24 protein-coding genes are annotated in these 23952 nt (G+C 67.0%); 13 read left to right on the top strand and 11 right to left on the bottom strand.

The window, feature by feature from the left end; translation table 11 throughout:
• Positions 1–26 precede the first annotated feature (26 nt).
• From MU582_17390 to MU582_17380, 3 genes are read right to left on the bottom strand one after another with little or no spacing between them, the layout of a single operon-like run.
• Positions 27–1130, bottom strand: coding sequence for a winged helix DNA-binding domain-containing protein (locus MU582_17390; GenBank protein UPK74193.1), 1104 nt, complete (start codon positions 1128–1130; stop codon positions 27–29).
• A 48-nt stretch (positions 1131–1178) separates the two neighbouring features.
• Positions 1179–1970 (bottom strand): methyltransferase domain-containing protein, encoded by a 792-nt coding sequence (locus MU582_17385; GenBank protein UPK74192.1) that lies wholly within the window; start codon positions 1968–1970, stop codon positions 1179–1181.
• A gap of 49 nt (positions 1971–2019) precedes the next feature.
• On the bottom strand, positions 2020–4737 hold the full coding sequence (locus MU582_17380) for an NB-ARC domain-containing protein (protein ID UPK74191.1): 2718 nt from the start codon (positions 4735–4737) through the stop codon (positions 2020–2022).
• A 149-nt stretch (positions 4738–4886) separates the two neighbouring features.
• Between MU582_17380 and MU582_17375 the strand changes: the two genes are divergently transcribed.
• The gene (locus MU582_17375) at positions 4887–5756 is read left to right on the top strand and encodes an alpha/beta hydrolase (protein UPK74190.1); all 870 of its coding nucleotides are present in this window, start codon (positions 4887–4889) and stop codon (positions 5754–5756) included.
• Between the two features lie 19 nt (positions 5757–5775).
• Here the strand turns inward: MU582_17375 and MU582_17370 are convergent, their stop codons facing one another.
• A complete protein-coding gene (locus MU582_17370; protein ID UPK74189.1) occupies positions 5776–7953 on the bottom strand; it encodes an MMPL family transporter in 2178 nt (725 codons plus the stop codon).
• 145 nt (positions 7954–8098) lie between these two features.
• On the opposite strand from MU582_17370, the gene sigJ reads away from it, so the two are divergent.
• The 3 genes from sigJ to MU582_17355 are packed head-to-tail and all read left to right on the top strand — an operon-like array spanning position 8099 to position 11144.
• Positions 8099–9004, top strand: a complete 906-nt coding sequence (gene sigJ, locus MU582_17365) for an RNA polymerase sigma factor SigJ (protein ID UPK74188.1) — start codon at positions 8099–8101, stop codon at positions 9002–9004.
• A gap of 55 nt (positions 9005–9059) precedes the next feature.
• Positions 9060–10625: an AMP-binding protein gene (locus MU582_17360; GenBank protein UPK74187.1), complete on the top strand. Its 1566-nt coding sequence runs from the start codon at positions 9060–9062 to the stop codon at positions 10623–10625.
• A gap of 30 nt (positions 10626–10655) precedes the next feature.
• Positions 10656–11144 carry a GNAT family N-acetyltransferase gene (locus tag MU582_17355; protein ID UPK74186.1) on the top strand — a complete coding sequence of 163 codons (489 nt, stop codon included), beginning with the start codon at positions 10656–10658 and terminating at the stop codon, positions 11142–11144.
• Here the strand turns inward: MU582_17355 and MU582_17350 are convergent.
• From MU582_17350 to msrA, 3 genes are all read right to left on the bottom strand, one after another.
• Entirely contained in the window at positions 11139–12617 is a 1479-nt protein-coding gene (locus MU582_17350) for an HNH endonuclease (protein ID UPK74185.1), read from the bottom strand. The genes MU582_17355 and MU582_17350 overlap by 6 nt on opposite strands.
• Before the next feature lie 155 nt (positions 12618–12772).
• Complete coding sequence (locus MU582_17345) at positions 12773–13504, bottom strand: class I SAM-dependent methyltransferase (GenBank protein UPK74184.1); 732 nt, start codon at positions 13502–13504, stop codon at positions 12773–12775.
• Positions 13505–13583: 79 nt separating this feature from the next.
• Positions 13584–14219 (bottom strand): peptide-methionine (S)-S-oxide reductase MsrA, encoded by a 636-nt coding sequence (gene msrA / locus MU582_17340; GenBank protein UPK74183.1) that lies wholly within the window; start codon positions 14217–14219, stop codon positions 13584–13586.
• Between the two features lie 61 nt (positions 14220–14280).
• On the opposite strand from msrA, the gene MU582_17335 reads away from it, so the two are divergent.
• From MU582_17335 to ilvA, 4 genes are read left to right on the top strand one after another with little or no spacing between them, the layout of a single operon-like run.
• Positions 14281–14769: a nucleoside deaminase gene (locus tag MU582_17335; GenBank protein ID UPK74182.1), complete on the top strand. Its 489-nt coding sequence runs from the start codon at positions 14281–14283 to the stop codon at positions 14767–14769.
• Between the two features lie 10 nt (positions 14770–14779).
• Entirely contained in the window at positions 14780–15937 is a 1158-nt protein-coding gene (locus tag MU582_17330) for a cystathionine gamma-synthase (GenBank protein ID UPK74181.1), read from the top strand.
• A gap of 1 nt (position 15938) precedes the next feature.
• Complete coding sequence (locus MU582_17325) at positions 15939–17177, top strand: AI-2E family transporter (GenBank protein ID UPK74180.1); 1239 nt, start codon at positions 15939–15941, stop codon at positions 17175–17177.
• A gap of 17 nt (positions 17178–17194) precedes the next feature.
• Positions 17195–18409 carry a threonine ammonia-lyase gene (ilvA, locus tag MU582_17320; protein ID UPK74179.1) on the top strand — a complete coding sequence of 405 codons (1215 nt, stop codon included), beginning with the start codon at positions 17195–17197 and terminating at the stop codon, positions 18407–18409.
• Here the strand turns inward: ilvA and MU582_17315 are convergent.
• The 4 genes from MU582_17315 to MU582_17300 form a co-directional block, all read right to left on the bottom strand.
• The gene (locus tag MU582_17315) at positions 18378–18986 is read right to left on the bottom strand and encodes a DUF2867 domain-containing protein (protein ID UPK74178.1); all 609 of its coding nucleotides are present in this window, start codon (positions 18984–18986) and stop codon (positions 18378–18380) included. The two genes, ilvA and MU582_17315, sit on opposite strands and share 32 nt — an antisense overlap.
• Positions 18987–18999: 13 nt before the next feature.
• Positions 19000–19653 carry a TetR/AcrR family transcriptional regulator gene (locus tag MU582_17310; protein ID UPK74177.1) on the bottom strand — a complete coding sequence of 218 codons (654 nt, stop codon included), beginning with the start codon at positions 19651–19653 and terminating at the stop codon, positions 19000–19002.
• 113 nt (positions 19654–19766) lie between these two features.
• On the bottom strand, positions 19767–20276 hold the full coding sequence (gene greA, locus MU582_17305; protein ID UPK74176.1) for a transcription elongation factor GreA: 510 nt from the start codon (positions 20274–20276) through the stop codon (positions 19767–19769).
• Between the two features lie 98 nt (positions 20277–20374).
• Positions 20375–20761: a DUF4307 domain-containing protein gene (locus tag MU582_17300; protein ID UPK74175.1), complete on the bottom strand. Its 387-nt coding sequence runs from the start codon at positions 20759–20761 to the stop codon at positions 20375–20377.
• A 126-nt stretch (positions 20762–20887) separates the two neighbouring features.
• Between MU582_17300 and mca the strand changes: the two genes are divergently transcribed.
• The 5 genes from mca (at position 20888) to MU582_17275 (ending at position 23935) form a co-directional block, all read left to right on the top strand.
• Entirely contained in the window at positions 20888–21751 is an 864-nt protein-coding gene (gene mca, locus MU582_17295; GenBank protein ID UPK77193.1) for a mycothiol conjugate amidase Mca, read from the top strand.
• Entirely contained in the window at positions 21748–21999 is a 252-nt protein-coding gene (locus tag MU582_17290) for a hypothetical protein (GenBank protein ID UPK74174.1), read from the top strand. The genes mca and MU582_17290 overlap by 4 nt, the downstream gene beginning before the upstream one ends.
• 94 nt (positions 22000–22093) lie before the next feature.
• Positions 22094–22624: a GNAT family N-acetyltransferase gene (locus MU582_17285; protein ID UPK74173.1), complete on the top strand. Its 531-nt coding sequence runs from the start codon at positions 22094–22096 to the stop codon at positions 22622–22624.
• Positions 22625–22664: 40 nt separating this feature from the next.
• The gene (locus tag MU582_17280; protein ID UPK74172.1) at positions 22665–23132 is read left to right on the top strand and encodes a hemerythrin domain-containing protein; all 468 of its coding nucleotides are present in this window, start codon (positions 22665–22667) and stop codon (positions 23130–23132) included.
• Between the two features lie 92 nt (positions 23133–23224).
• A complete protein-coding gene (locus MU582_17275) occupies positions 23225–23935 on the top strand; it encodes a transporter substrate-binding domain-containing protein (protein UPK74171.1) in 711 nt (236 codons plus the stop codon).
• Positions 23936–23952 lie beyond the last annotated feature (17 nt).

Here is a 23952-nt window from a genome sequence, read left to right as displayed (position 1 = left end):
TGAACCAGGCTCGAATGGTGACGGGGTCAGGCGGGCAGATCGAGGTCGAGTTGCAACCATTCGGCCAGATCGTGGATCTCGGCGTCGACGGCGGAAGCCATCGTCTTGCTGAACTCCACGTCGCGGTGCACGGCGTCGACCCGGAGAACACCGCCCTTGCGGTCGGCGGTCGCGTCGACCTTGCCGACGAGTCGGTCGCGATACAGGATCGGCAACGCGAAGTAGCCCCAGCGACGTTTCGCCGCGGGTTTGTACATCTCCAGCTGGTAGTCGAAGTCGAAGATGTCGGCCATCCGCTTCCGGTCGAATACAAGCCGGTCGAGTGGCGACAGTAACGCGGTGCGTCCCGAGAACGGTCTGTCGAGTTGGCTCGGGTCGACTCGCCACGTACCGCGTACGCCTTCGACCACGGCGAGTTCACCGACCTGACCGACGTCGTTCGGTTCGACGGGGAACTCAGGCCCCTTCGGTCGCGCGATCCCGAGAGAGCGAAGCCGGCGTACCGCACGCAGGTGCTGCGCTTCGTCGATCGGTACGACCGAATCGTCGAGATGAACGCGGGCCGGTACGTCCCACAACCGATCGCGACCTCGATGCCCGGCTACCGCGACTTCTCCGCGTTGCTCCATCAGGTCGAGCATTCGGACGACATTTCGGTTGTTGTTCCAGCCGGACGAGCGCCACGGGACGACACAGCTGTCGGGCAGCTCGCGCGACGTGAGCGGCCCCGACAACTCGAGCCGCGCGATGATGTCTTGGCGACATGCGGCGTTGTCTTCGATCCAGTCGCGCTGAGCCAGCAGGTACTCCGCGACGTCTCCGCTGCCCGGCCAGGCCGCCATCTCCGCGCGATACAGCGCGAGGTCCTCGCCGAGGCGTACGCGACCTCGGAACTCGACGAAGGTGCCGTCGGCGAGCAGTCGCTGCAGCTCGGCGGGGGCGTACGAAGACCCGAGACGGCTCCACGCCACGAGGTCGGCGTTCGGTGCTACCGCGGCCGTCTGGTCCAGCTGCAGCAGCGACAGCCGACGTACGACGTCGATGAGGTCGGCCGGTCGCTCTGCGTCGAGTAGCTGAGCACGCACCGCGATCCGCCGCGCCTGCCTACGGGTGAGCTCATGAACGGCCACGTACGCGACGATAGGCCGCCGGCCCGACAACCGCGAGGCCACGACATCTCAGCAGGCCTTACGCCCAACGGTGAGCACCAGCCGGAAGAACGGCCAAGCACGGAAGCTCGGGTCATGCATGAGCGAGTGGAAACGCTCGAGCTCATCCGGCGAGATGCCGTGCCGGGCGATCGCCGGCTCGACGCTGCGTACGTAGGTGTCGGCCAGCGCAGCAACGGCCCCCGAGCCGACGAGCATCGGGGCGTACTCGAACCCGCGGATATCGACGAGTTGAGCGGCAGCCATGTGCCGCTCGACCCGCTGTGCCCAGTCCCAGGAGACGCCAGTCGTCTCCGTCGTTGCTCGCCGGCATGCGCGTACGACCCGATCGCTCAGGTCTGCGTCGTCGGCGCTCGGCGCCGAAAGCACTCGCAGCGGCTGTCCGCTGATATCGCCGAGCAGCAGCCAACCGCCGGGCGCCAATGTGGTGACCAGAGAGTCGAAGACATGCTCTCGTCGGGGCAGCTGACCTAGCACGTTGCTCGCATGGATGATGTCGAACGCGCTGTCCACCGGAAGGCCGGTGCCGATGTCGTGACGGTGAACCTCGACACCGGGCGGGGCGGCAAGATGGTTCGGTTCGAGGTCGACGGCGACGACGCGTCCGGCCGGCCCGCTTCTGTCGGCAAACCAGCGCGTGATCGAGCCGCCGGCCGCGCCGAGTTCGAGGCAACGCCAGCCCGATCGCACACCGGCTTCACCGAGCAAGAGAGTCGAGACCGGGTCGAAAAGCTTCTGTACGAGGGCGCGGCGCTCCGCGCGGAGATCGGTCGAAGTACCGAGAATGTGTTCGCGATCCATTGCCACAGCATTCGCGATGTCGCTATACGCGCTCTATAACGTCCATCGCTCAGATCTGGCGGGCGATGACCTCGGGCGTTTCCGGGTGCGGTGTCGTGAGCAGCGCCGTGAGCTCGTCCGTGCCGATCAGGCGGAGTCCGCGCAAGATGCGTGCTGACCGGTCCCAGCAGCGGCGGGCGCTGTCGGTGTCGCCGACCTCATGCAGTGCTCGACCGAGGCCCCAGAGATGCTCGGCCTCGAAGTAGGTCTCGGCGTTGCCCGACGTGTGATCCAGGTGCAGCGCCTTCTCGAACTCGGTGATGGCGAGGTGGCGATCGCCGGACCGCCGGTACAGGTCTGCGACGTTGCCGTGGAGTACGCCCTGAAGCCATCGGTCGCCGATGTCCTCGGCGATCTTGATGCCGTCGATATGCGCCGTGATGGCCTCGTCGAAGCGTTCCAGCCTCGCGGCCTGCAACCCGATCGTGATGAGGCAGTCGACCTGACCGTGCTGGACGCCCAGCTCGTTGAAGAGCGCCAGTGCCGCTCGGGCGTGGTCAATGGCGTCCTCGGCGCGGCCGCGCTCGCCGAACGAACGGGCGAGTACGCGCAGGGTCGTCGCCTCGCCCCGGCGGTTTCCGGTGGCGCGCCAATGTGCGAGCGCTCGATCCAGATGCGCCGGGGCTTGGCCCGGGTCGCCGACCAGTGCGTTGATCCATCCGAGGTCGTTGAGGAGCAGCGCATGATGGTCGGTGAGCGGGTTGTCACCCAGCGCCTCGAGACCCAGCTCGATCAGCTCCCGCAGCTCGTACCATCGGCCGCGGGTGTTCATCGGCGTGAACAGCATGACCGCGAAGGCCGCCGCGAGACGGTTGCCGTCGGTCGGAAGTGTGGAGCCCTGGCGCGCGGACGCCAACAGGTTCGGTAGCTCGGCCGACAGCCAAGCACCGATCTCGGCCTCGTTCTGGAGGCGCTGCCCCTCGTGCGCGAGTTCATCGGGCAGAAAGCGGTCGCGCCAGGTGTCCGGAGTCTGGATCAGCTCGGCTGTACGCGCGGTAGCGAGGTAGCAGTGCAGGGTCCGGCGCACTGCTCCTTCGCGGTCGCTTTCCGACTCCACGGCGTACGCCTGATCGCGCGCGAACAGCCGGAGCAGGTCGTGCAGCCGAAACCTGCCCGGCGTACGGGAATCGGCGAGCTGGGCATCGACGAGCTCGTCGAGGAGTCGTTCGGCTTCGACATCGGCGACCTCTGCAAGCGCCGCCGCCACCGGTACGCCGAAATCAGGGCCGGCGAGCAGTCCGAGCAGCCGGAACATCCGTGCCGCATCGGGTCCGACATCGGTGATGCTGACGGTGAACGACGCGCGTACGGCCCGGTCTGGGAGCTCGAGTTCGTCGAGCCGGCGCTGCTCGTCGGCGAGGCGGCGGACGAGTTCGGCGATCGGCCAGTTCGGCCGCCGGTTCAGCTTCGCGCCCGCGATGCACAATGCGAGCGGCAACCGGTCGCACAACGCGGCGAGCTCCTGGGCGGCCTCGGGCTCGGCGTGGAGCCGGTCGACGCCCATGACCCTGCCGAGCAGGTCGGTAGCCTCAGCGTCGTCGAGCGCGTCGAGCTGGTGGGTCACGGCGCCGTCGAGCGAGGCCAATACGCTGCGGCTCGTCACCAGAACCCCACAACCCTTGCCACCCGGCAGCAGCGGGCGTACCTGGGCGCTGTCGACGACGTCGTCGAGTACGACCAGGATCTTCCGGTCGGCGGTGAGGGTACGCAACCGTGCGGATGCCTCGTCGACGTCACGCGGTGCGTCGAAGTCGGCGTCACCGAGCGAGCGAAGCAGGCGCTCCAGGACCTCGCGCGACTGCAACGGGCGCATACCGGGGGTGGCGCCCTGGAGGTTCACGTAGAGCTGGCCGTCGGGAAAGGCATCCGCGACCGTGTGTGCGGCTTGTACGGCGAGCGCCGACTTGCCGATACCGCCGGGGCCGGCGATTGCGACGACTGGCACCGAGGGTTCGCGTGCGTCCGTCAGCATCGCTCCGACGCGTTCGAGCTCGTTGTTGCGGCCCGAGAAGCTGCCGATTGCCGGCGGCAGCTCGGCCGGGACGGTGTGTGTCGGAGCATTGGGTTTCGGCGTGCCCTCGAGCTCGGGGTCCTCGGCGAGGATCGCCTGCTGGAGCTCACGTAGCGGTTTCCCCGGCTCCGTACCGAGCTCCTCGACCAGCTGCGTACGAAGGGAGCTGTACACCTCGAGCGCATGGGACGCGCGCCCGGCGCGATACAACGCGAGCATCAGCTGGCCGGAGAAGCGCTCGCGAAGTGGGTGCTGCGTGACGATGTTGGTGAGCTCGGCGACCAGCTCCGTGTGTAGCCCGTGGCGTAGGTCGTCGTCGATACGTGCCTCGAGGGTGTTCAAACGCAGCTCGTCGAGTCGCGCCGCCTCCTCGCGTACGACCTCCATATCCGTTACGCCGACGTAGGGCTCACCCCGCCAGAGCGCCAACGCTTCGTGGTACGACCCCGACGCGGCAAGCAGCTCGAAGCGGCCAGCGTCGGTCTCCTCCGGATCAACGGCGAGGCGGTATCCGCCGTCGCGGTGTTCGATTCGATCCTCGCCGAGTACGCCGCGCAGCCGATAGACGTACACATGCAGGTTCGACCGCGCGGACCGCGGCGGCTCGCCCGACCAGAGCACGTCTATCAACCGGTCGGTCGTCACCCATTCTGTGCCGCTCGCGAGCAGCACAGCGAGCAGCCGCTTCTGCTTCGGCGCAGGGATGGTCAAGGGCACGCCAGCATCGTCTTGGGCCTCGAATGAACCCAGCACCCCGAACCACATGGCACGTGAGCCTAATGCCTAGACCTATGACCAGCGCCATCCCGTTTCCTCTGCCAGTGGGGTACCGATGAGTTTCGGGCGTTCGAATCGTCGTACGAGGCATGACCACACATACTCTCGAGCTGCCCGGAGTCGACCTCGTCTACGACGTCGACGGACCCTTGCCGACAGCGGATGGTCGCCCGCCGCTGCTGATGATCGCCCAGCCGATGGACTCCGGTGGTTTCAGCGCATTGGCCGCGCAGTTCCCGGACCGCACGGTGGTGAGGTACGACCCGCGCGGTCTCGGTCGCAGCATTCGCAAGGACGGCCGGCTGGACCAGGTGCCGCAGACTCAGGCAGCCGATGTGCATGCGTTGATCGAAGCGCTCGACGCCGGGCCCGTCGAGCTGTTCGCCAGCAGCGGCGGTGCGGTGACTGCGCTGGTGCTCGTCGCGCAGTACCCCGACGATGTGACCATGCTCGTTGCGCACGAACCCCCGCTGATCTCACTGCTCGAGGATGCCGACGCCGCACATCGTGCGAGGCGCGACGTACGTGACGCGTACGAAAGCGGCGGCTGGGGTGCGGGCATGGCGGCGTTCACGGCCATGACGTCCTGGCAGGGTGAGTTCACCGACGCCTTCTTCGGGCAAGAGCAACCGGATCCTGCGGCATTCGGGTTACCGACCGATGACGATGGAACTCGCGATGATCCGTTGCTCTCTGAGCGTTCGTGGGCGGTTTCTGATCAACGTCTCGACACCGAAGCGCTCCTCGCGACGCCGACCAGGATCGTGGTCGGCGTCGCTGAGGAGTCGGGTGCGGCGTTGACCGGGCGTACGACGGTGGCCACCGCTGAGCTTCTCGGGCGACAGGCGGTTGTGTTCCCGAGCCACCACGGCGGTTTCATGGACGGCGAGTTCGGCTACGCCGGCCAGCCCGAGGCATTCGCGCGGAAGCTTCGTGAGGTGCTCGACGATCCGTCCTGAGGCCCGGTCGGAGCCGGAGTCAGTGTCGCTCCAGCTCCACCTTCGGCAACACCCGGGCGAGCGGCGCCGGTAGCCACCAGGCGCGGCGACCCATCAGCTCCATCGCCGCGGGGACGACTAGACATCGAATGATCACTGCGTCGACGAAGATCGCGACTGCGAAGGCGAAGCCCGTCTGCTGCAGTAGCCGTTGGTCGCTGAGGACGAAGGCCGCGAAGATCACGACCATGATCGACCCCGCCGCGGTGATCACCGCGCCCGTGTGGGCGAGGCCCTCACGTACCGCGTGCGAGGGATCGTGGCTCTTGTCGTTCGTCCATTCCTCGTGCATCCGGGAGATCAGGAAGATCTCATAGTCCATGGAGAGCCCGAAGACGATGGCGAAGATCATCACCGGTACGTACGCCTCGATCGGTCCGCCTTCGAATCCGAGCATCCCGTCCTGGAAGACCAGTTTCATCGCGCCGAGCGCGGCGCCGATGCTGAGCAGGTTCAGGATCGCAGCCTTCAGCGGAATGAGGACCGACCGGAACACCGCCATCAGCAGGATGACGGAGAGTCCAACGACGATCGCCATGAACAGCGGCATTCGTTCGCCGAGCTTGCCTGCGTAGTCCTCCGACGCGGCGGTGGCGCCGCCGACGAGGTACTCCGCACCGGTGTCGGCTGACACTTCCGGCAGGACGTCGTCGCGCAACGTGCCGACGAGATCCTGGGTCTGTTCGTCCTGTGGGGATGATTCGGGGAAGACCATGACCGTCGCGGCTTCGCCGTCCGGTGTCGGCATCGGGTCCGCTGCGGCTGCGACGCCGTCGGTCTCGCCCAGCGCCTGCGCCGCAGCGGTCGCCGCCTCGTCGGCGCTGCCGTCGCCACCGTCGGTGGCGACGAGCAACGGACCGTTGAAACCGGGCCCGAACCCGTCGGAGAGCAGGTCGTACGCCTGCCGGCTGGTGCTGTCTGCCGGATCGTTGCCCGCATCATTGAAGCCGAGGCGGATACTCAGCGCGGGGAAGGCGAGTGCGCCGAGGACTATCGCCGCCGCGATGAGTGCGGCCAGCGGGCGCTTCTGCACTGTGGTTGCGAGACGCCGCCAGCCGTCGCCGTCCGCACCCTTGTTCTTGGCTTTGCGCTTCTCCGCCCGCTTCGCGAACTGCCGGGCGAAACGATTACCGAAAATGCCCATCAGCGCGGGGAGTAGCGTCAGCGCGGCCACCATCGTCATCAGTACCGTGAGCGCGACCGACAGTGCCATGCCCTGGATCGCGCCGAGCCCGAGCGCGGTGAGGCCGAGCAGCGCCAGGATCACTGTGCAACCGGCAAAGAAGACCGAACGACCGGCGGCATCCATAGCGGTGATCGCGGCGCGTTCGGAGTCCTCACCGCGTACGAGCTCGCTGCGGTAACGGGCAAAGATCAGTAATGCGTAGTCGATGCCGACGCCGAGGCCGACCAGGAACATGACCGGTGGCGTCCAGGACGCGATGGTGAAGATGTGTGACGCCAGGATGATGATGCCGACCGTCGATCCGACGGCGAAAAGGGCGATCGCGATCGGCAGACCGGCGGCGATGAACGTGCCGAACATCAAGACGAGGATCACCAGCGCGGCAATGATTCCCACGCCTTCCGCGGCACTGGTGCTGCCCTCAGCCAATAGCCGGGATGCATCTCCGCCGAGCTCCACCTGCAGGCCGTCGCCGTCGATCTCCTGCGCGGTATCGAGGATGCGTTCGGTGTCCTCGAGCGGCATGTCCTCGGATGGCACCTCGAGTGTCACGGTCGCGAACCCGATCGTGCCGTCGTCCGCGATGGCGGCCGGATTGTCGTACAGGCTCTGGACGCTGTCGACGTTCGGGAGGTCCGCGACCTCCTGGAGCATGGGTTCGATGCGTTCTTGTACGCCGTCCAGCCCGTCCTCGTCGTGCACGACGATCTCGAGGGTGTCTGCGGCATGCCCGGCGCCGTGCGCATCCAGCAGGTCTGCCGCCGCCTGCGATTCGGTTCCCGGTAGGGAGTTGTCATTGCTGTACGCGTCGCCCGCCGCCGTCGCCGCGCCCCAGACCCCGGCGAGAACGGCAACCCAGAGGATCAAAGCGATCCATTTGCGGCGGTAGGCAAAGCCGCCGATGCGGACGAACACGCCTCCTCGTACTGGCGGTCTGGTGTTCTTGTCTCGGTCTGTCTCGGTGAGTGTCATGAGCTTTCCCCCAGCAGTCGTCGGGCACCCCGGCGTCGGCAGGGCGTTGGTGGCCTGGTGACGACGCAGCTGCCGGGGGTGTGACATTGCGGCGGCTCATTGCGGGCCGATGTCACAAATCGGCGACCCGCCTAGTCATCACTGCATGGGAGACAACAAACGGGACGTACGAGAGACCGAGCAGGCGCTCGCCGAGGCATTCGAGGTAAACCGGCCACGGCTACTGCGCATCGCGTACACGATGACGGGGTCGCTCGCGGAGGCGGAGGACTGTGTCCAGGAGGCCTGGTTGCGGTTGCGCGGTATCGCCGATCCAGACGGGGTACGGGATCTCGCCGCCTGGTTGACGACCACCGTCAGCCGGCTGGCGCTGGACGCGCTCGGTAGCGCACGCGTTCGGCGCGAGCAGTACGTCGGCACCTGGTTGCCGGAGCCACTCGTGCAGGACACGTCGCAAGACCCTGCGGACCGGATCACGCTGGATGAATCGGTCAGTATGGCGTTGCTCGTCGTGCTCGAGCAGCTTTCGCCTGCGGAGCGTACGGCCTTCGTACTGCACGACGTGTTTGCCGTGCCGTTCCCCGAGGTCGCCGAGATCGTCGGCCGCACCCCCGCGGCCGTACGCCAGCTCGCATCCCGAGCCCGCCGACGCGTCGAAGCCGGGCAACCAGTGGCACCGCCGAGCGACGCCGAGCAGCGGGCGCTGGTGGAGGCGTTCGCTGCTGCGTGCGATCGGGGCGATCTTCCGGGTCTCATCGCCGTGCTCGACCCTGACGTCGTCCTGCGCGGCGACGGTGGTGGCAAGGTCCAGGCGCTTCAGGAAGAGGTACGCCAGGCGGAGCGCATCGCACCGATGATGCTGGCGCAAGCGAACGCTTTCGGCGAGCTGCAGATGGTGCCGACCGACGTCAACGGTGCACCCGGTCTCATCATCCGCGAGCGCACGGGCGGTGTCTCCGTGCTGGCGTTCAGCTTCGATGCCGGCCGGATCGCCTCGATCGATGTCATCCGAAACCCGGACAAGTTGGCGCACGTACCCGATCCGATGTAGCCGTTGGCAGTGACCTGGCAGCGCATTGACAGCGCGCGGAGTCATCGTGATGCCCATGACGACTCGCCACGAGATCAACTGGACGCATGGCCTGCACCGGGCGCTGCAGCTGCAACCCGACGGCATCGCCACCATCTTCGGTGATCGCAAGCGCACGTTCGCCGAACAGGCCGATCGGGTTGCTCGGCTCGCCGGGGCACTGCGTGAGCTGGGCGTACGCGACGGCGCACGTGTTGGTGTGCTCGGCCTGAACTCCGATCGTTTCGCGGAGGCGGTGCTCGCGATCCCGTGGGCCGACGGCGTCATCGACGTGGTCGACATCGTGCGCGCGCCGTTCGAGATGGCGCCGATGCTTGCCGACGCCGATACCGACATCCTCCTGGTCGACGACGCCTTCGCGGGATACATACCGCAGATCAAGGAGGGATATCCGGGTCTGCGGTCGGTCATCCACATGGGAGACGGGCCGACTCCCGCGGGCATGGCGTCATACGAGGAACTCATCGCGAGTTCGGAACCGGTCTCCGATGCGCGGCGCGCCGGGGACGACCTTGCCGTGCTCGTGCACACCGGAGGCACAACTGGTCTACCCAAGACCGTGATGCACAGCACCAGCTCGATGATGAGCATCATTCTGGCGTTCGGCGGAGGCCTCCCCGGTTACGTGAGCCCGGGTACGAGACAGCTGCAGGTCACGCCGATCTCGCATTCATCGGGTGTGGGTTCGTGCCTCGCGCAGTCCCAGTACGGCAACACGCTGGTGCCGCTACCGCGCTTCGACCCGGCCGCGGTGCTCCAGTCGATCGACGAGCACCAGGTGACCGCGGTGCTGCTCGTACCACCGATGCTGCAGCAGGTCGTAGACCATCCGGACGCCGCCTGGCGCGACCTGAGCAGTATGCGGTTCTTGTTCTACGGGGGATCGCCTATGCCGGAGACGCTTTTGGAGCGCTCCGAAAAGGCATTCCCGAACGCGGACTTCGGGCAGCTCTACGGCATGTCCGAGACGATGTCGGGTACGTTCCTGACACCCGGCGACCACCGGCCCGGACCGCAGCTGCGATCCGCCGGCCGCGCGGCCATCCACACCGAGCTGCGGGTCGTCGACTCCGACGACGTCGATGTGCCAACGGGCGCTCTCGGCGAGATCCTGCTGCGCGGCCCCGGCACGATGCTCGGCTACTGGAACGACCCCGACGCGACTGCCGAGGTGCTGCGACACGGATGGGCGCACACCGGCGACGTCGGTTACCTCGACGAGTCCGGATATGTCTACGTTGTCGATCGGGTGAAGGACACGATCGTCGTGAACGGCGACAACGTGCATTCGGTCGAGGTCGAGAACACCCTCGCCGCCCATCCCGACGTCGCTGCGTGCGCTGTGATCGCGGTGCCCGACGGTGACGTCGGGGAGCGGGTGCACGCGGTCGTCGTAGCTCGATCCGGCTCTGCACCGGACGCTGACGAGCTGCGTGCTCATTGCGCTTCGCGCATTGCCGACTTCAAGATCCCGACAGGCTGGGAGTTCGTCGAGGTGCTGCCGACGTCACCGACGGGCAAGGTGCTCAAACGTGACCTGCGCAAGCCGCATTGGGAGGGTATGGCGCGCCAGGTGAACTGAGTGAAACCTTCCGCTGGATAGGGTCGGGTCGTGCCCGATCTTCAGCAGTTGAGTACCGATCATGCGCCGGCGGTCTTGTCCTTCGAACTCGCGAATCGCGCATACTTCGCGCGGTTCATCTCAGACCGCGGTGACGGGTTCTTCGATCAGTTCGACAGCAGGCTCGACGCCTTGCTGGCCGAGCAGGACGCCGGCATCTGCGCCTTCTACGTGCTGGTCGCCGCCGACGGATCGGTCATCGGTCGGTTCAACCTCTACGACCTGGTCGACGGGTCTGCGGAGGTCGGCTACCGGGTTGCCGAAAGCGCCGCGGGTCGCGGTGTTGCTACGGCTGCCTTGCAGCGCCTTTGCGTCCTGGCCCGGGACTCGCACGGGCTGCGTACGCTCACCGCGGGAACCTCCGAAGAGAATGTCGGCTCTCAACGCGTACTGCTCAAGGCGGGCTTCACCGAAGTCGGCCCGGCCGATCCAGCGAGTGTCGGCGATCAGACGGGCCGGAAGTTCCGCCGCGACCTATGACGCGGAATCGCCGGGTGGGCGTACTCCGTCCATGACCCAGCGGGTTCTGAGGCGGGCGAGACGTCGGTCGCGGCGCCGGGCGGACAGGGTGCGCGCTGATGGACCGTATCCGTTCGCGGGCGGCGGTCGCGAGGCATAGCTGTGCCCGGTGGGGGTGGTGATCGTGGTCGTGTGAGTCTCCGCGGACGTCACGACGGTCGTCCAGCCCGGCATTTCTTTGGTGTACGAGCAGCGTTCGCAGAGGCCTTGACCGTTGTCGGCGACGGTGGCGCCACCGTCACGGTAGGGACGGACGTGGTCCAGGTGGCGGATCGACGCCCCACAGCCAGGGGTGCGACAGATCTTGTCGCGGGCGAACAGGTACCGCGCGACGGCGCCGGTGAACCGGCGCCGGCCCGGATCGATGTCGTTCGCGACGCCGGAGGCAGGGTCATCGAAGACCCGGCGCAGCCAGACGTTCACCTGCCGCCGTGCGGTTGGGTCGTCGGCGGCGTTCGCAGCGTCGTCACGGCTCGTCTCGACGTTGGCGCTTGTCGGTCGCGGATCGCCGTTGGCTGGGTCGACCGTGTCGTCGCGGATGATGTCGCGAGCGATGTCTGCCGGGACCGGCCCGTGACCGTGCACGTCGGCGGGTCCGTCATCCTCATCGCACATCGTCTCGGCGCTCATCGTCAGATGCACCTCGACCGGTACGCCGGTTGCCGCGGTTTGCCCGGTGAGGCGTTCGACGAACGTGTCGGCCATGATCTGGGACTGGGTCCGCTCGTCACCCGAGGCCTTCGCCGACGCGGCCGCCTGTTTCAGACTCGCCCATGCCGCGACACCCTGCTCGACAGGCAGAAGTCCCGTAACCAGGGTCATCGTGTCGGGTGCGGGGCGGATCGAGACGCGTCGGTCTTTGCGGGCCTTCCGCGCGCGGCGCGTTGCCGCCTCCGGATCCAGCGCGTACGCGGCCTTGCGTGCCGCCGCACGAGCCTCGCGCTCGACCATGGCGGGAAGGTCAGGGGCGAGGTCTGAGTCAACCCGACGACGATCCTCGACCCGCAGCTCGGCCGTCTCGGTGACCATCGCCCGAGCTGTCACCTCGGAGATCTTCCCGGCAGCGAGCAGTCGCCGGGTTTCGGGCAGCTGCTTGACCAGCGCGCGTACCCAGCTCAGCTCCCGCGACCCGCGCGCCGGAGACAGACCACGGGCCAACGCGACCTGATCGGCGACACCGCGACCGACATTGCGCTCGGCGACGCCGGCCTCGCGCTGGGTGGCGATCTGCGACTCCTCGAACTCGACCATCTCGAGCGCCTGCGCGGCTGCGAGAGCGCCACGTGCCTTCTCCAGCAGGGCGATCCGGTCTATCCGCGCCGTATCGCTGTCCGCGTAGGGGAGGCTGGTCACCGCCGTGAGCAGTTCGTGAAGAGCCGCGACACCCTCGTCGTCTGCGCACTGCACGTCGGCCGGCTCGACGGGAATCGTCACCCGTCGGAACCTGTCAGCATGCCGAACGCCCATACGAGAACAGTAGATTCCGCCACTGACAGTCAGAGCCCGATCGACGGTTGATTCGGGCCCGAGTAGGTAACAGTCAGATAACGCCGACGGCAGCATTCTCTTGCTCGTCTGGCGGACGGGCATCAGTTACGCGCAGCGATCACGATCAATTCGGGCGTCTGTTGGTCGGTTGTGGATCGGTCCCAGTCGCCGAAGACGCTGGTGACTGTGAACCCGCATTTCTCGACGGATGTGCGCAGCTCGCTTTCGTTACGGAAGGCGAGTACGTCGCGGTGCGCGTACTGCTCTTGGGTGCGGAGATTCCGGGTGAAGGTGTCGTAGGTGACCAGGGGCAAGTCGACTGTGACGGTTTCATGCCAGAACTCGACGTCGCCGTCTGGTGTCCTGACCGTTCTGAGGGTTGCGGCGCGGGTCGATTCTTCCCACTTGCGCGCGACCGGGCTGCGCGATTCGAAGGCAAGCGTGCGGTCGCGGCCCAGTGCACGGTGGAGATCGGTGAGCACACTCAGCCACGAGTCGTCGTCGGTGAAGACCTGTGCGACGTGTCCCCACATCACTGCGAGATCAGCATCGGCAGCTTCGAGAACATCGCTGTAGCCGAGTCTCCATTCGACCCGGCCACCAGAAGCGCTTTCAGTGTGTTTGGAGCGCGCGACGCGAAGCATCTCCGGATCGGGATCCACTCCGATGACGTCTACGCCTTGTGCCGTGAGGATTTGCGCCAATGTGCCGGTGCCGCAGCCGAGGTCGACGGCCGTGCGCACGCCACGGTCGGCGGCGAGCTGGGCGTAGAAGCGGTAGTCGTGGTCGTCGGGGTTGAGCTCGTCATACGTTGCGTGGAAATCGAACGTCACGGCCGAATGTTTGCATTCGATCGTGTGCGGATCCAGAGGTTTGTCAGCATCACGACCAGGCGTCGCGTGGACAGCGCTATCAGCCGGCGTACTCGACGCCCGTCGCGTGGATCGGGCAGTAGCCGAACGGGTTCTTCGCCAGGTACTGCTGATGCACATCCTCGGCGTAGTAGTACGCCTGCAGCGGTGCGATCACGGTGGTGATCTCGCCGTATCCGCGCTCGGTCATCGCCTTCTGGTACGAGTCGCGTGACGCCTCGGCGGCCGCCTGCTGCTCGTCACTAGTGGTGAGGATGATCGAGCGGTACTGCGTGCCGCGGTCGTTGCCCTGGCGCATGCCTTGCGTGGGGTCGTGGTTCTCCCAGAAGATCTTGAGCAGCTGCTCGTACGAAACGACCGCCGGGTCGAAGACGACCCGGACGACCTCGGCATGGCCGGTACGCGAGGTGCAGACCTCTTCGTACGTGGGGTTCGGGGTGGTGCCGCCGGCGTAGCCGACCGACGTCGACCAGACGCCACGGGTCTCCCAGAACGTCTTCTCCTCGCCCCAGAAGCAGCCGAGCCCGAACACCGCGGTCTCGAATCCCTCGGGCGGATCCGACTCGATCGGCGTGCCGAGTACGGCGTGGGTCGTACCGACTGCGAACGGACGGGTCTCGCGCCCGGGCAGGGCATCCTCCGGCGTGACGAGCCGGGTCTTGTCGTGACCGAACATGGGCGCCTCCTCGGATGTATCCGCCAGGCATAACCAGCGCGATGGACATATCCTTCCCGACGTGGTGGATGAAACAGACATCAGGCACCTGAAGCGCTGCGTCGAGCTGGCCGAGGAGGCGCTCGAGGCCGGCGATGAGCCGTTCGGATCCGTTCTCGTCGACGCCGAGGGCAACGTCCGCGCCGAGGATCGCAACCGGGTCGCGGACGGCGACCAGACCCGGCATCCGGAGTTCGAGCTCGCCCGATGGGCGGCCGCGAACATCCCTGTCGACGAGCGCCCCGGCGCGACCGTCTACACCTCGGGTGAGCATTGCCCGATGTGCTCGGCCGCGCATGCCTGGGTCGGCCTCGGGCGCATCGTGTACGCGAGCTCATCGGCGCAGATGGCGCAGTGGCGTGCGGAGCTCGGCGGCGCGGAGCCGCCGGTACGCGCGTTACCCGTCAAAGACGTTGCGCCGGGCCTCGCGGTCGACGGTCCCGTGCCGGAGCTCGCCGAGCAGGTGCACTCCCTCGTACGCCGTATGCACGAACGCGACCACGGCGACTAGGCTCACTCACGTGACTGACCACGGCTTCGAAACCCGAGCAATCCACGCCGGACAGGATCCCGACCCGCGTACGGGCGCGGTCGTGCCGGCGATCTACGCGACCAGCACCTACAAGCAGGACGGCGTCGGCGGCCTGCGCGAGGGCTACGAGTACTCGCGCAGTGCCAACCCGACTCGCACCGCGCTCGAGGAATGCCTGGCCAGTCTCGAGCACGGCGTCCGCGGGTTCGCGTTCGCCAGCGGACTGGCCGCCGAAGACACCCTGCTGCGCGCGCTGACGCGCCCCGGCCAGCATGTCGTCATCCCCGACGATGCGTACGGCGGCACCTACCGGCTGTTCGACGGCGTCGAGAAGCCGTGGGGCTTGGCGTACACGCCCGCGGCGGTGGCCGATGTGGAGGCGGTACGCAACGCGATCCGCCCGGGGGAGACCCGCATCGTCTGGGTCGAGACTCCGACGAACCCGCTGCTCAACATCGCCGATATCGAGGCGCTCGCCGAGGTCGCGCATGCTGCCGATGCGCTGCTCGTCGTCGACAACACGTTCGCCTCGCCGTACCTGCAGCAGCCTCTGACCCACGGCGCCGACATCGTCGTGCATTCGACCACGAAGTACGCCGGTGGACACTCCGATGTCGTCGGCGGTGCGCTCGTCGTACGCGAGGCCGAGCTCGCTGAGCCGATCGAGTACCACCAGAACGCCATGGGTGCTGTCGCCGGACCGTTCGATGCGTGGCTCGTCCTGCGCGGCCTGAAGACGCTCGGCCCGCGGATGGATCGGCACAGCCAGAACGCCGAGCAGATCGTCGACTTCCTGGAGGACCGCGACGAGGTCTCCGAGGTCATCTACCCGGGCCTCGCGCAGCATCCCGGGCGCGAGCTGGCCAAGCGGCAGATGAAGCGCTTCGGCGGCATGGTGTCGTTCCGCATGCGCGATGGCGAGCAGGCCGCGGTCGACCTGGTCAACCACACGAAGCTGTTCACGCTGGCGGAGTCGCTCGGCGGCGTCGAGTCGCTGATCGAGCACCCTGGTCGGATGACGCACGCGTCGGCGGCGGGCTCACCGCTGGAGGTTCCGTCCGATCTCGTTCGGCTTTCGGTCGGTATCGAGACCGGCTCCGACCTGGTGGCCGACCTGCAGCAGGCGTTCGAGGCTGCCAAGATCTGAGATGCCCGGCTGGGGGAAGAGACTGGAGCGCCAGCGAGCGATCCTGAACCGCGATTTCGGTCGAGTCGTCGACGGAGAAGGCCTCGCGGAGGAGTTCGAGCCGGCGCCGGGAGCTCGTACGAGGTCGTACGTGTCCGAGGAGCCACCGACCCCGCGTCGGGTCGAGGTGCCGATCGGTGTGGAGCGCGCGGCGGCCTGGGGTTGGCGAGTGCTCGTCATCGCGCTATCGAGCTACGTGGTCTACCGCATCCTGTCGTACTTCTCCGACATCACCGTCCCGGTTGCCATTGCCGTGCTGCTGACGGCACTCGGCATGCCGTTCGTCGACTGGCTGGTACGTCTACGCGTGCCCCGGGTGCTGGCCACCTTCATCGTCGTGCTGGCCGGCATCGCGGTGATCGGCGGGATCCTGACCCTGGTCGGGCAGCAGGTGATCGCACAGATCGATGACCTGCGCAGCTCGGTGGCCGATGGCATCGGCGAGATCCAGGACTGGCTGCGCGACGGTCCGCTCGGCCTGTCCGACGAGCAGCTCGACACCTGGATCGAACGCGCGCAGCACACCGTGCAAGGCAACGACAGCGAGGTCGTGGCGCGGGCAACCGAGTTCGGTTCCCGGGTGACCCATGTCGCAACGGGTGCGTTCATCGTGCTGTTCTCGACATTCTTCTTCCTGTACGAAGGCGACCGCATCTGGCGGTTCATCGTGGGTCTCGTGCCGCGTAAGGCGCGCGACGCGGTCCACGGCTCCGGCCACGTCGCGTGGATCTCGCTCACGGCCTTCGTACGTGCGACGGTGCTGGTCGCGCTCACCGATGCGATCGGCATCGCATTGGCCGCGTACCTGCTGGGCGTGCCGCTCGTGTTCGCGATCGGCATGCTGGTGTTCCTCGGAGCATTCGTGCCGATCGTCGGCGCGTTCGTGTCCGGCATCGTTGCCGTTCTCGTTGCGCTCGTCGACCAGGGCTTCTGGACAGCGGTGTTCATGCTCGCCGCGGTTCTCGCCGTCCAGCAGCTTGAGTCGCACGTACTCCAGCCGTTCCTGATGGGTCGACTGGTGCGCGTGCACCCGCTTGCGATCATCGTCGCGATCGCCGCCGGCATCACCATCTCAGGCGTCGTCGGCGCACTTGTCGCCGTGCCTACTGCGGCCTGCGCGAACGCGGTCGTACGCTACCTCTCCCGGCGTTACGGCGAGCCCGAGCCGGTACCCGACGAAGGCGCCCCGGCAGCAACCTGACGTTCTAAGGTCATCCCATGCAAGAAACGCCATCCGTGACGATCGACGACGTACGCGCGGCGGCCGAGCTGCTCGGCGACGTCGCACTGACCACGCCGGTGGAGATCTCCCGGTCACTGTCGGCGATGACCGACGTCCCGGTGCTCCTCAAATGTGAGCATCTGCAGCGTGCGGGATCGTTCAAGATCCGGGGAGCGTACGTCCGGATCTCCAACCTCAGCGACGCGGAGCGTGCCCGCGGAGTCGTCGCCGCAAGCGCCGGCAACCATGCGCAGGGAGTCGCGCTCGCAGCGTCGTTACTCGGCACGAAGTCGACGGTGTTCATGCCCGAGGGCGCGCCGATCCCGAAGGAGAAGGCGACCCGGGCGTACGGCGCCGACATCCGGTTCACCGGTGAGAGCGTCGACGACTGTCTGGTCGCGGCGACCGAGTTCGCCGAAGCGACCGGGGCGGTGTTGATCCATCCGTTCGACCATGCCGACATCGTCGCCGGTCAAGCGACGGTCGGGCTCGAGATCGTCGAGCAGGTTCCGGACGTCAGAACCGTGCTGGTGCCGGTCGGCGGCGGTGGACTCGCGGCCGGCGTCGCGAGCGCGATCAGCGAGCTACGGCCCGACGTACGTGTCATCGGTGTGCAGGCCGAGCGGGTCGCCGCGTACCCGGAGTCCTTGCGGGCCGGCCACCCCGTCGCCGTGCCCGGGCGTACGACGATGGCCGACGGGATCGCCGTGCGAAGGCCGGGAGAGGTGCCGTTCGCCGCGATCTCGGCCCACGTCGACGAGATCCTGACAGTGTCCGAGGAGGCGCTCAGCCGGGCGATGCTGCTGCTGCTCGAACGCGCCAAACAGCTAGTCGAGCCCGCCGGAGCGGCAGCGGTGGCCGGGCTGCTCGACCACAAGGACGCCTTCGAGGGGCCCGTCGTCTGCGTACTCAGCGGCGGCAATGTCGACCCGCTGTTGCTCATCCACCTGTTGCGGCACGGTATGGCGGCCGCCGGTCGCTATCTCGCGTTCCGGGTGCGCATCCCCGATCGTCCCGGCGGCCTGCGCGAGCTCCTCGACCTGCTCGCGAGGGTGGACGTCAACGTGCTCGACGTCGTACACGAACGCACCTCGGCGACCCTGCACCTCGATGAGGTGGAGGTGTCGATGCAGGTGGAGACCCGTGGTCCAGCACACCGCGAACGCGTCGAGAACGCGCTCACCGAGGCAGGCTACTGGGTGAGTTTCTAGCCGTGAGGGCGCGCCAGTCCTGACCGATCCCGCGCATCAGCGGGGGATACACGAGCAGATGGCGAAACGGTGCGATCGCGGCCATGTACGCGTTGCCGAAGACGCCGTTCGGACGTACGAGCACGGCCATCTGTCCGCGGTAGCCGCCGTTGTCGTCGGGAACCCAGGTCAGGTGCATGATGCCGTGCATCGTGGAGTTCGCCATCTCGGCCGCGAACTCGTTGTCGGTGAGGAACACCGAGCTGAACGGGAGGCGATCGAAGTCCGGCCCCGGCGCAGCGTCGCGCAGGTCGTCGGGCAGTCGATCGCGCAACGTCGGGACACGTCGGCCGACACCGCGGTCCGGGTCGTCCCACCCTAAGATCTCGCCGAGCTTCCAACGGATCGAGAACAGCATTCGAGCGATCCACGACGGGTTGTTGCTGGTGTCGTCGGTCGACACCATCTGGATCAGCTGCGCGAAGTCGTCCCGGCCGCCGGGCGTCGGAAGCGCCCACACGTCGTACAGCCGGAAGTCGGCGCTGATCTCGTGGATCCGCCACGGGTGTTCGGCGTGGACGGAGTTGGGCAATCTCATCGTGCTGCTCCTGTCATCTCGTTGCTGGATTGTGGGCATCGGGATCGATGCCGAGTACGCCCGCGACTGCGCGTACTGCGAAGTCCCGGTCGTACGGTGCATTGCCGGCCAGGCCGATCACCGAACCCTCCAGCGCCCCGACGAACGCGAGCGCGAGGATTCTCGATGGCGTGTCCGTCGGGATCGCTCCGGCCTCCCGACCGGCGTCGATCAGCTTCTGGCAGTGCCGTACGAGCAGGTCATAGTTGTGCTCGACGGCGTGGCCGACCGGATGATCCTGCCCGGTGAACTCCAGGCGCATGGCTGTCGGAATGCGCGCGACCTCTCGCCGGCAGAAGACCGCGTGGCCCTGCGCGAGGGCGAGGAGCGCTGCGACTGGATCGGACTCCGCCTCGACAAGGGGCAGCACTGCCGCCCGCCAGTTCTCGGGCCACCAGTCGCGGACGACGGCCAGCGTGAGGTCCTGTTTGTCGGCGAACTGGTGGTACAGAGCGCCGCGGGTGTACCCGGCGTCCTGCGCAACCTGCTCCAGTCGCAGGTTGCCGTATCCGTAACGGGAGAGCCCACGTGCGGCCGACTCCAGCAAGGCAGCGCGGGTTGTCGCTCGCCGCTCGCTCTGGGTGCGGCGTGGCGTGGCTTTCGTACTCGGCGGGCGGGCTTCGGCCATGAGTCAGCATAAACATACGTACATGAACGTATGCAAGTCGGTTTAGAGTGTACGAAGAGCCCCGGGGTCGATCGGCGATCGACCCCGGGGCTCTTCGGGCTACAGGTTTGCGGTCAGCCGTTGAACGGCGTCGCGTCGACGATCTCGACGGTGACGTCGGCCCCGTTGGGGGCGGAGTACGTCGCCTTATCGCCCTTGTACTTGCCGTTGATCGCGGCACCGAGCGGCGACTCCGGCGAGAACACTTGGAGGTCGACCGACGGGTCGAGCGCCAGCAGCTCGCGGGAACCGAGCAGGAACTTCTCGGTGTCGTCGTCGCCGGCGAAGCGGATGGTCAGGATCATGCCCGGCTCGACGAGGCCGTCGTCCTCGCGCTGTTCGCCGACCTCGGCGCGGCGCAGCAAGTCCTCGAGCTGGCGGATGCGCGCCTCTTGCTTGCCTTGCTCGTCCTTGGCGGCGTGGTAGCCGCCGTTCTCGCGCAGATCGCCTTCGTCGCGGGCCTCCCCGATGCGCGCCGCAAGCTCCGCCCGGGCAGGACCACGAAGATGATCCAGCTCGGCCCGCAGGCGCTCGTAGGCGTCCTTGGTGAGCCAGATGGTGTTCTCTTCAATTGGTTGTGTCACGGTTCGTGCTCCTTGGTTGGATGCGGTCTATCGGGAAGGCACCCGGTGCGAACTGGTGACGATAGCAAGTATCGCCTGGCGCGGTGGGTGCGTGCGTCTCAGCCGGCCAGACGGCAGGTCTTCAAGACGCCGTTGACGGCTCGTCGCTCCGTCTTTATCGGCTCGTCCACGCGTACCGTGCCGGGCTCGCCGGACGGTACGGTCACAATGCGCTCGCCGACAACGGAGTGGTCTTCGGCCTGTGCATAGATCTCGCACTCGACGGCATCGCCGTTCTCGCGGTTCAGCTCGACGGTGACGACGGTCTCGGTGTCGGAGACGACGTCGTACCCGCTCACCTGGTAGGACAACGAACGATCCTGGTCGAGTACGACCCAGGTGATCCACGCAAGCGCGACTGCTCCGAGTGCCGATGCCAGGATGATGACCGGCCAGCGACGGGTGCGCGCAGCGCCGTAGCGGCGCTCCAGCACGTCGTTGGTCATAGTCGATCTCCGTAGAATCGGTGGGGTCGCGTACCTGCGAGGATGCAGGTCCGACACCATTGTGACGCATCATTCGCGCACAGACGAACGGACCAGAGGAGAACGGTGGCCGAGCGACTACGGCTCATGCACGTCCATGCCCATCCGGACGACGAGTCGAGCAAGGGGGCGGCATCGACCGCGAAGTACGTGGCAGAGGGGGTCGACGTCCATGTCGTGACCTGCACCGGCGGCGAACGCGGCTCGATCCTCAACCCGAACATGGATCGACCCGACGTACTCGCGAACATCACCGAGATCCGGCGCGAGGAGATGAATCGCGCCCGCGAGATCCTCGGGGTCACCCAGGAGTGGCTCGGGTACGTCGACTCGGGCTGGCCGGAGGGTGATCCCAAGCCGCCGCTCCCGGAGGGCTGCTTCGCGACGATTCCCGTCGAGGAGGCCGCCGAGCGGCTCGTACGCATCATCCGCGACGTACGTCCGCACGTCCTCACGACGTACGACGAGAACGGCGGCTACCCGCACCCGGACCACATCAGGTGCCATCAGGTCAGCATTGCCGCGTACGACGCGGCCGGCGATCCCGACGCGTACCCCGATGCCGGTGAGCCGTGGCAGCCCAGCAAGCTCTACTACCACCACGGGTTCAACCGTCCGCGTTTCGAGGCGTTGCACAACGAGATGCTCCGCCGCGGGCTCGAATCGCCGTACGCGGAGCGGTTGCAGGAGTGGAAGGCCGATCCCGAGCACGACAAGCGCATCACGACCCAGGTGCCGTGCGCGGAGTACTTCGATGTGCGCGACCGGGCGCTGATCGCGCATGCGACGCAGATCGACCCGAACGGGTCGTGGTTCGCGGTGCCGATGGAGGTGCAGCAGCAGGTCTGGCCCACCGAGGACTACGAGCTCGCCCGAAGCGAAGTGCCCACGACGACGCCGGAGGACGATCTGTTCGCTGGTCTGCGGACGCGTGAGACCATGGAGGCATGATCACCGCGCAGGTCTATCTACAGCTTGCCGCCGACCCCCCGACCGCCGACGAGGTGAAGCCCGGCTGGGTCGCGCTGGTGATCGTGCTGCTGATGGGCATCGCTCTCGCGGGGCTGATGTGGAGCATGATCCGGCAGTTCCGCAAGGTCGACTTCGAGGAGGAGCCCGACCGGCCGGACGACTCGGCGGCCGATGACGATGCCGTCGAGCCGACCGACCAGCGCGAGACCAACGGCACCTCGCGCTAGCCCGCTAGCTCTGCCGGTGCACCCGGGTGTTGGCGCGGTCGTACGTCTCAATCATGACTCGAGGCTAGAACCCCAAGAAATGTTGAGGTCGACGGTGGAACTGCGAACCGATCGGTTGCTCCTCCGCCAGTGGCGAGACACGGACCGGGCTCCGTTCGCCGAGATGAACGCATCTCCGGTCGTCATGGAGCACTTCCCTGCGCGGATGACCCGAGCCGAAAGCGACGTGTTGGTCGACCGCATCGCCGGTCGAATCGGGTCCGAGGGCTGGGGTCTCTGGGCGCTCGAGGTCAGCGACACCGGACAGTTCATCGGCTTCACCGGCTTGTCCGTGCCGAGCTTCGACGCGCACTTCACGCCGGCCGTCGAGGTCGGGTGGCGCCTCGATCCGAGTGCGTGGGGCAACGGATACGCAAGTGAGGCCGCCACCCGCGCGCTCGCGTACGGCTTCGGTGATCTCGGGCTGGGCGAGATCGTGTCGTTCACGACTCAGACCAATGTGCGTTCGCAGGCCGTCATGCGGCGCATCGGCATGACGCACGACCCGGCCGACGACTTCCACCATCCGAACATCGACGCGTCGAGCCCGCTGAGCCGGCACGTCCTCTTTCGCGTTCGGCCCTGAACCACGCCAACCAGGCACGGGCCGATAGTGTCTGCCGTGCATGAGCGAAACCGATGACACGCGGCTGGTCGCGTGGGCGAGAGAGATGCGCGCCGTACACCAACGGCTCCGGGACGCTCTCGCGGTCGCGCGCGAGTCGATCGAATCGGGCGACGCGGCGCGAGTCACCTCCGATCTGGCGTTGTTCTGTCGCGGTTTCTGCGCTGCGCTGAGTGGGCACCACGGTGCGGAGGACGCCGTTCTGTTTCCCGAGATCGAGCACCAGCATCCCGAGTTGAGCGACGTGCTCGCGAAGTTGAGCCAGGATCACAGCATGATCGAGTACCTGATCGGTGCTCTCGATGCCGCGATGCAGAGTGGAGAGTCGAGCGCCGTACTCGAGCAGCACCTCGACGGGATCGGCTCGGTCATGGAGTCGCATTTCGGGTACGAAGAGCGGCAGCTGCTGAAGGTGCTGGAGACCCTCGACCTCGAGGCCGACGTCGAGGCGGCGTTCGGCCCGTTCTGATCGGCGAGGCTCCATACGCCGCAACGTACGCGGCCGCGAAACACGGTCGTGAGCGCGAGTCTCTGGGTAGGCTGCGCGTGATGCTTACCGTTGTGAGAGATGATCTTGCGCCGAGCGGCGTACTGCGGGCTGCGATCAACCTCGGCAACCCGGTACTCGCGCAGGGTTCGCCCGAAGACCCCTGCGGGGTGACCGTCGACCTCGCGTATGAGCTCGCCGAGCGGTTGGGGCTCGCCGCGAGGTTCCAGTGCTTCGACGCAGCCGGCAAGTCGTACGAGGCGATGGCGCGCGGGGACGCCGATATCTGCTTTCTTGCCGTCGACCCCGACCGGGCCGAGCAGGTTGCATTCACAGCGCCGTACATCGTCATCGAGGGCGTGTACGCCGTTGCGCGGGAGTCCTCGATTCTGACTGTGGCCGATGTCGACCGACCCGGTGTACGAGTGGGGGTCAAGCGCGGGTCGGTGTACGACCTCCACCTTTCTCGTACGCTCCGGCACGCGACGGTCGTACGTGGCGGCGACGGCGTCGACGTGTTCGCCAACGAGCAGCTCGAGGTAGCCGCCGGAATTCGCGAGCCGATGGTCGAGTACCTCCTCGCCAACCCGCACCTGCGCTTGGTCGACGGGCGGTTCATGTTGATCCGGCAGGCGATCGGTACGACGCGAGCTCGCCGTCCGGAGACCGTTGCGTACCTCCAAGAGTTCGTCGAGGACGTGAAGGCGAGCGGCTTCGTCGCGCAGTCGCTGAAGCGATCCGGTCAATCGCCGTCGCTTGTCGCCGCGCCGGAAGACGCTGTCTGACCCCTGTAGCAGAATGC

It is taken from the genome of Nocardioidaceae bacterium SCSIO 66511 (assembly GCA_023100825.1).
In the GTDB taxonomy this organism is placed as follows: Bacteria; Actinomycetota; Actinomycetes; order Propionibacteriales; family Nocardioidaceae; genus Solicola.
Note: the sequence above shows the minus strand (reverse complement) of the source record. Positions and strands in the feature narration are given on the sequence as shown.

What these genes read in the sequence shown, in the direction of transcription:
- MU582_17290 (UPK74174.1), top strand. Translation starts at nt 21,748, where the DNA reads ATGATCACCGCGCAGGTCTATCTACAGCTTGCCGCCGACCCCCCGACC.
- MU582_17315 (UPK74178.1), bottom strand. Translation starts at nt 18,986, where the DNA reads ATGAGATTGCCCAACTCCGTCCACGCCGAACACCCGTGGCGGATCCAC.
- MU582_17300 (UPK74175.1), bottom strand. Translation starts at nt 20,761, where the DNA reads ATGACCAACGACGTGCTGGAGCGCCGCTACGGCGCTGCGCGCACCCGT.
- msrA (UPK74183.1), bottom strand. Translation starts at nt 14,219, where the DNA reads ATGTTCGGTCACGACAAGACCCGGCTCGTCACGCCGGAGGATGCCCTG.
- ilvA (UPK74179.1), top strand. Translation starts at nt 17,195, where the DNA reads ATGCAAGAAACGCCATCCGTGACGATCGACGACGTACGCGCGGCGGCC.
- MU582_17385 (UPK74192.1), bottom strand. Translation starts at nt 1,970, where the DNA reads ATGGATCGCGAACACATTCTCGGTACTTCGACCGATCTCCGCGCGGAG.
- MU582_17280 (UPK74172.1), top strand. Translation starts at nt 22,665, where the DNA reads ATGAGCGAAACCGATGACACGCGGCTGGTCGCGTGGGCGAGAGAGATG.
- MU582_17310 (UPK74177.1), bottom strand. Translation starts at nt 19,653, where the DNA reads ATGGCCGAAGCCCGCCCGCCGAGTACGAAAGCCACGCCACGCCGCACC.
- sigJ (UPK74188.1), top strand. Translation starts at nt 8,099, where the DNA reads ATGGGAGACAACAAACGGGACGTACGAGAGACCGAGCAGGCGCTCGCC.
- mca (UPK77193.1), top strand. Translation starts at nt 20,888, where the DNA reads ATGCACGTCCATGCCCATCCGGACGACGAGTCGAGCAAGGGGGCGGCA.
- MU582_17375 (UPK74190.1), top strand. Translation starts at nt 4,887, where the DNA reads ATGACCACACATACTCTCGAGCTGCCCGGAGTCGACCTCGTCTACGAC.
- MU582_17325 (UPK74180.1), top strand. Translation starts at nt 15,939, where the DNA reads ATGCCCGGCTGGGGGAAGAGACTGGAGCGCCAGCGAGCGATCCTGAAC.
- MU582_17370 (UPK74189.1), bottom strand. Translation starts at nt 7,953, where the DNA reads ATGACACTCACCGAGACAGACCGAGACAAGAACACCAGACCGCCAGTA.
- MU582_17360 (UPK74187.1), top strand. Translation starts at nt 9,060, where the DNA reads ATGACGACTCGCCACGAGATCAACTGGACGCATGGCCTGCACCGGGCG.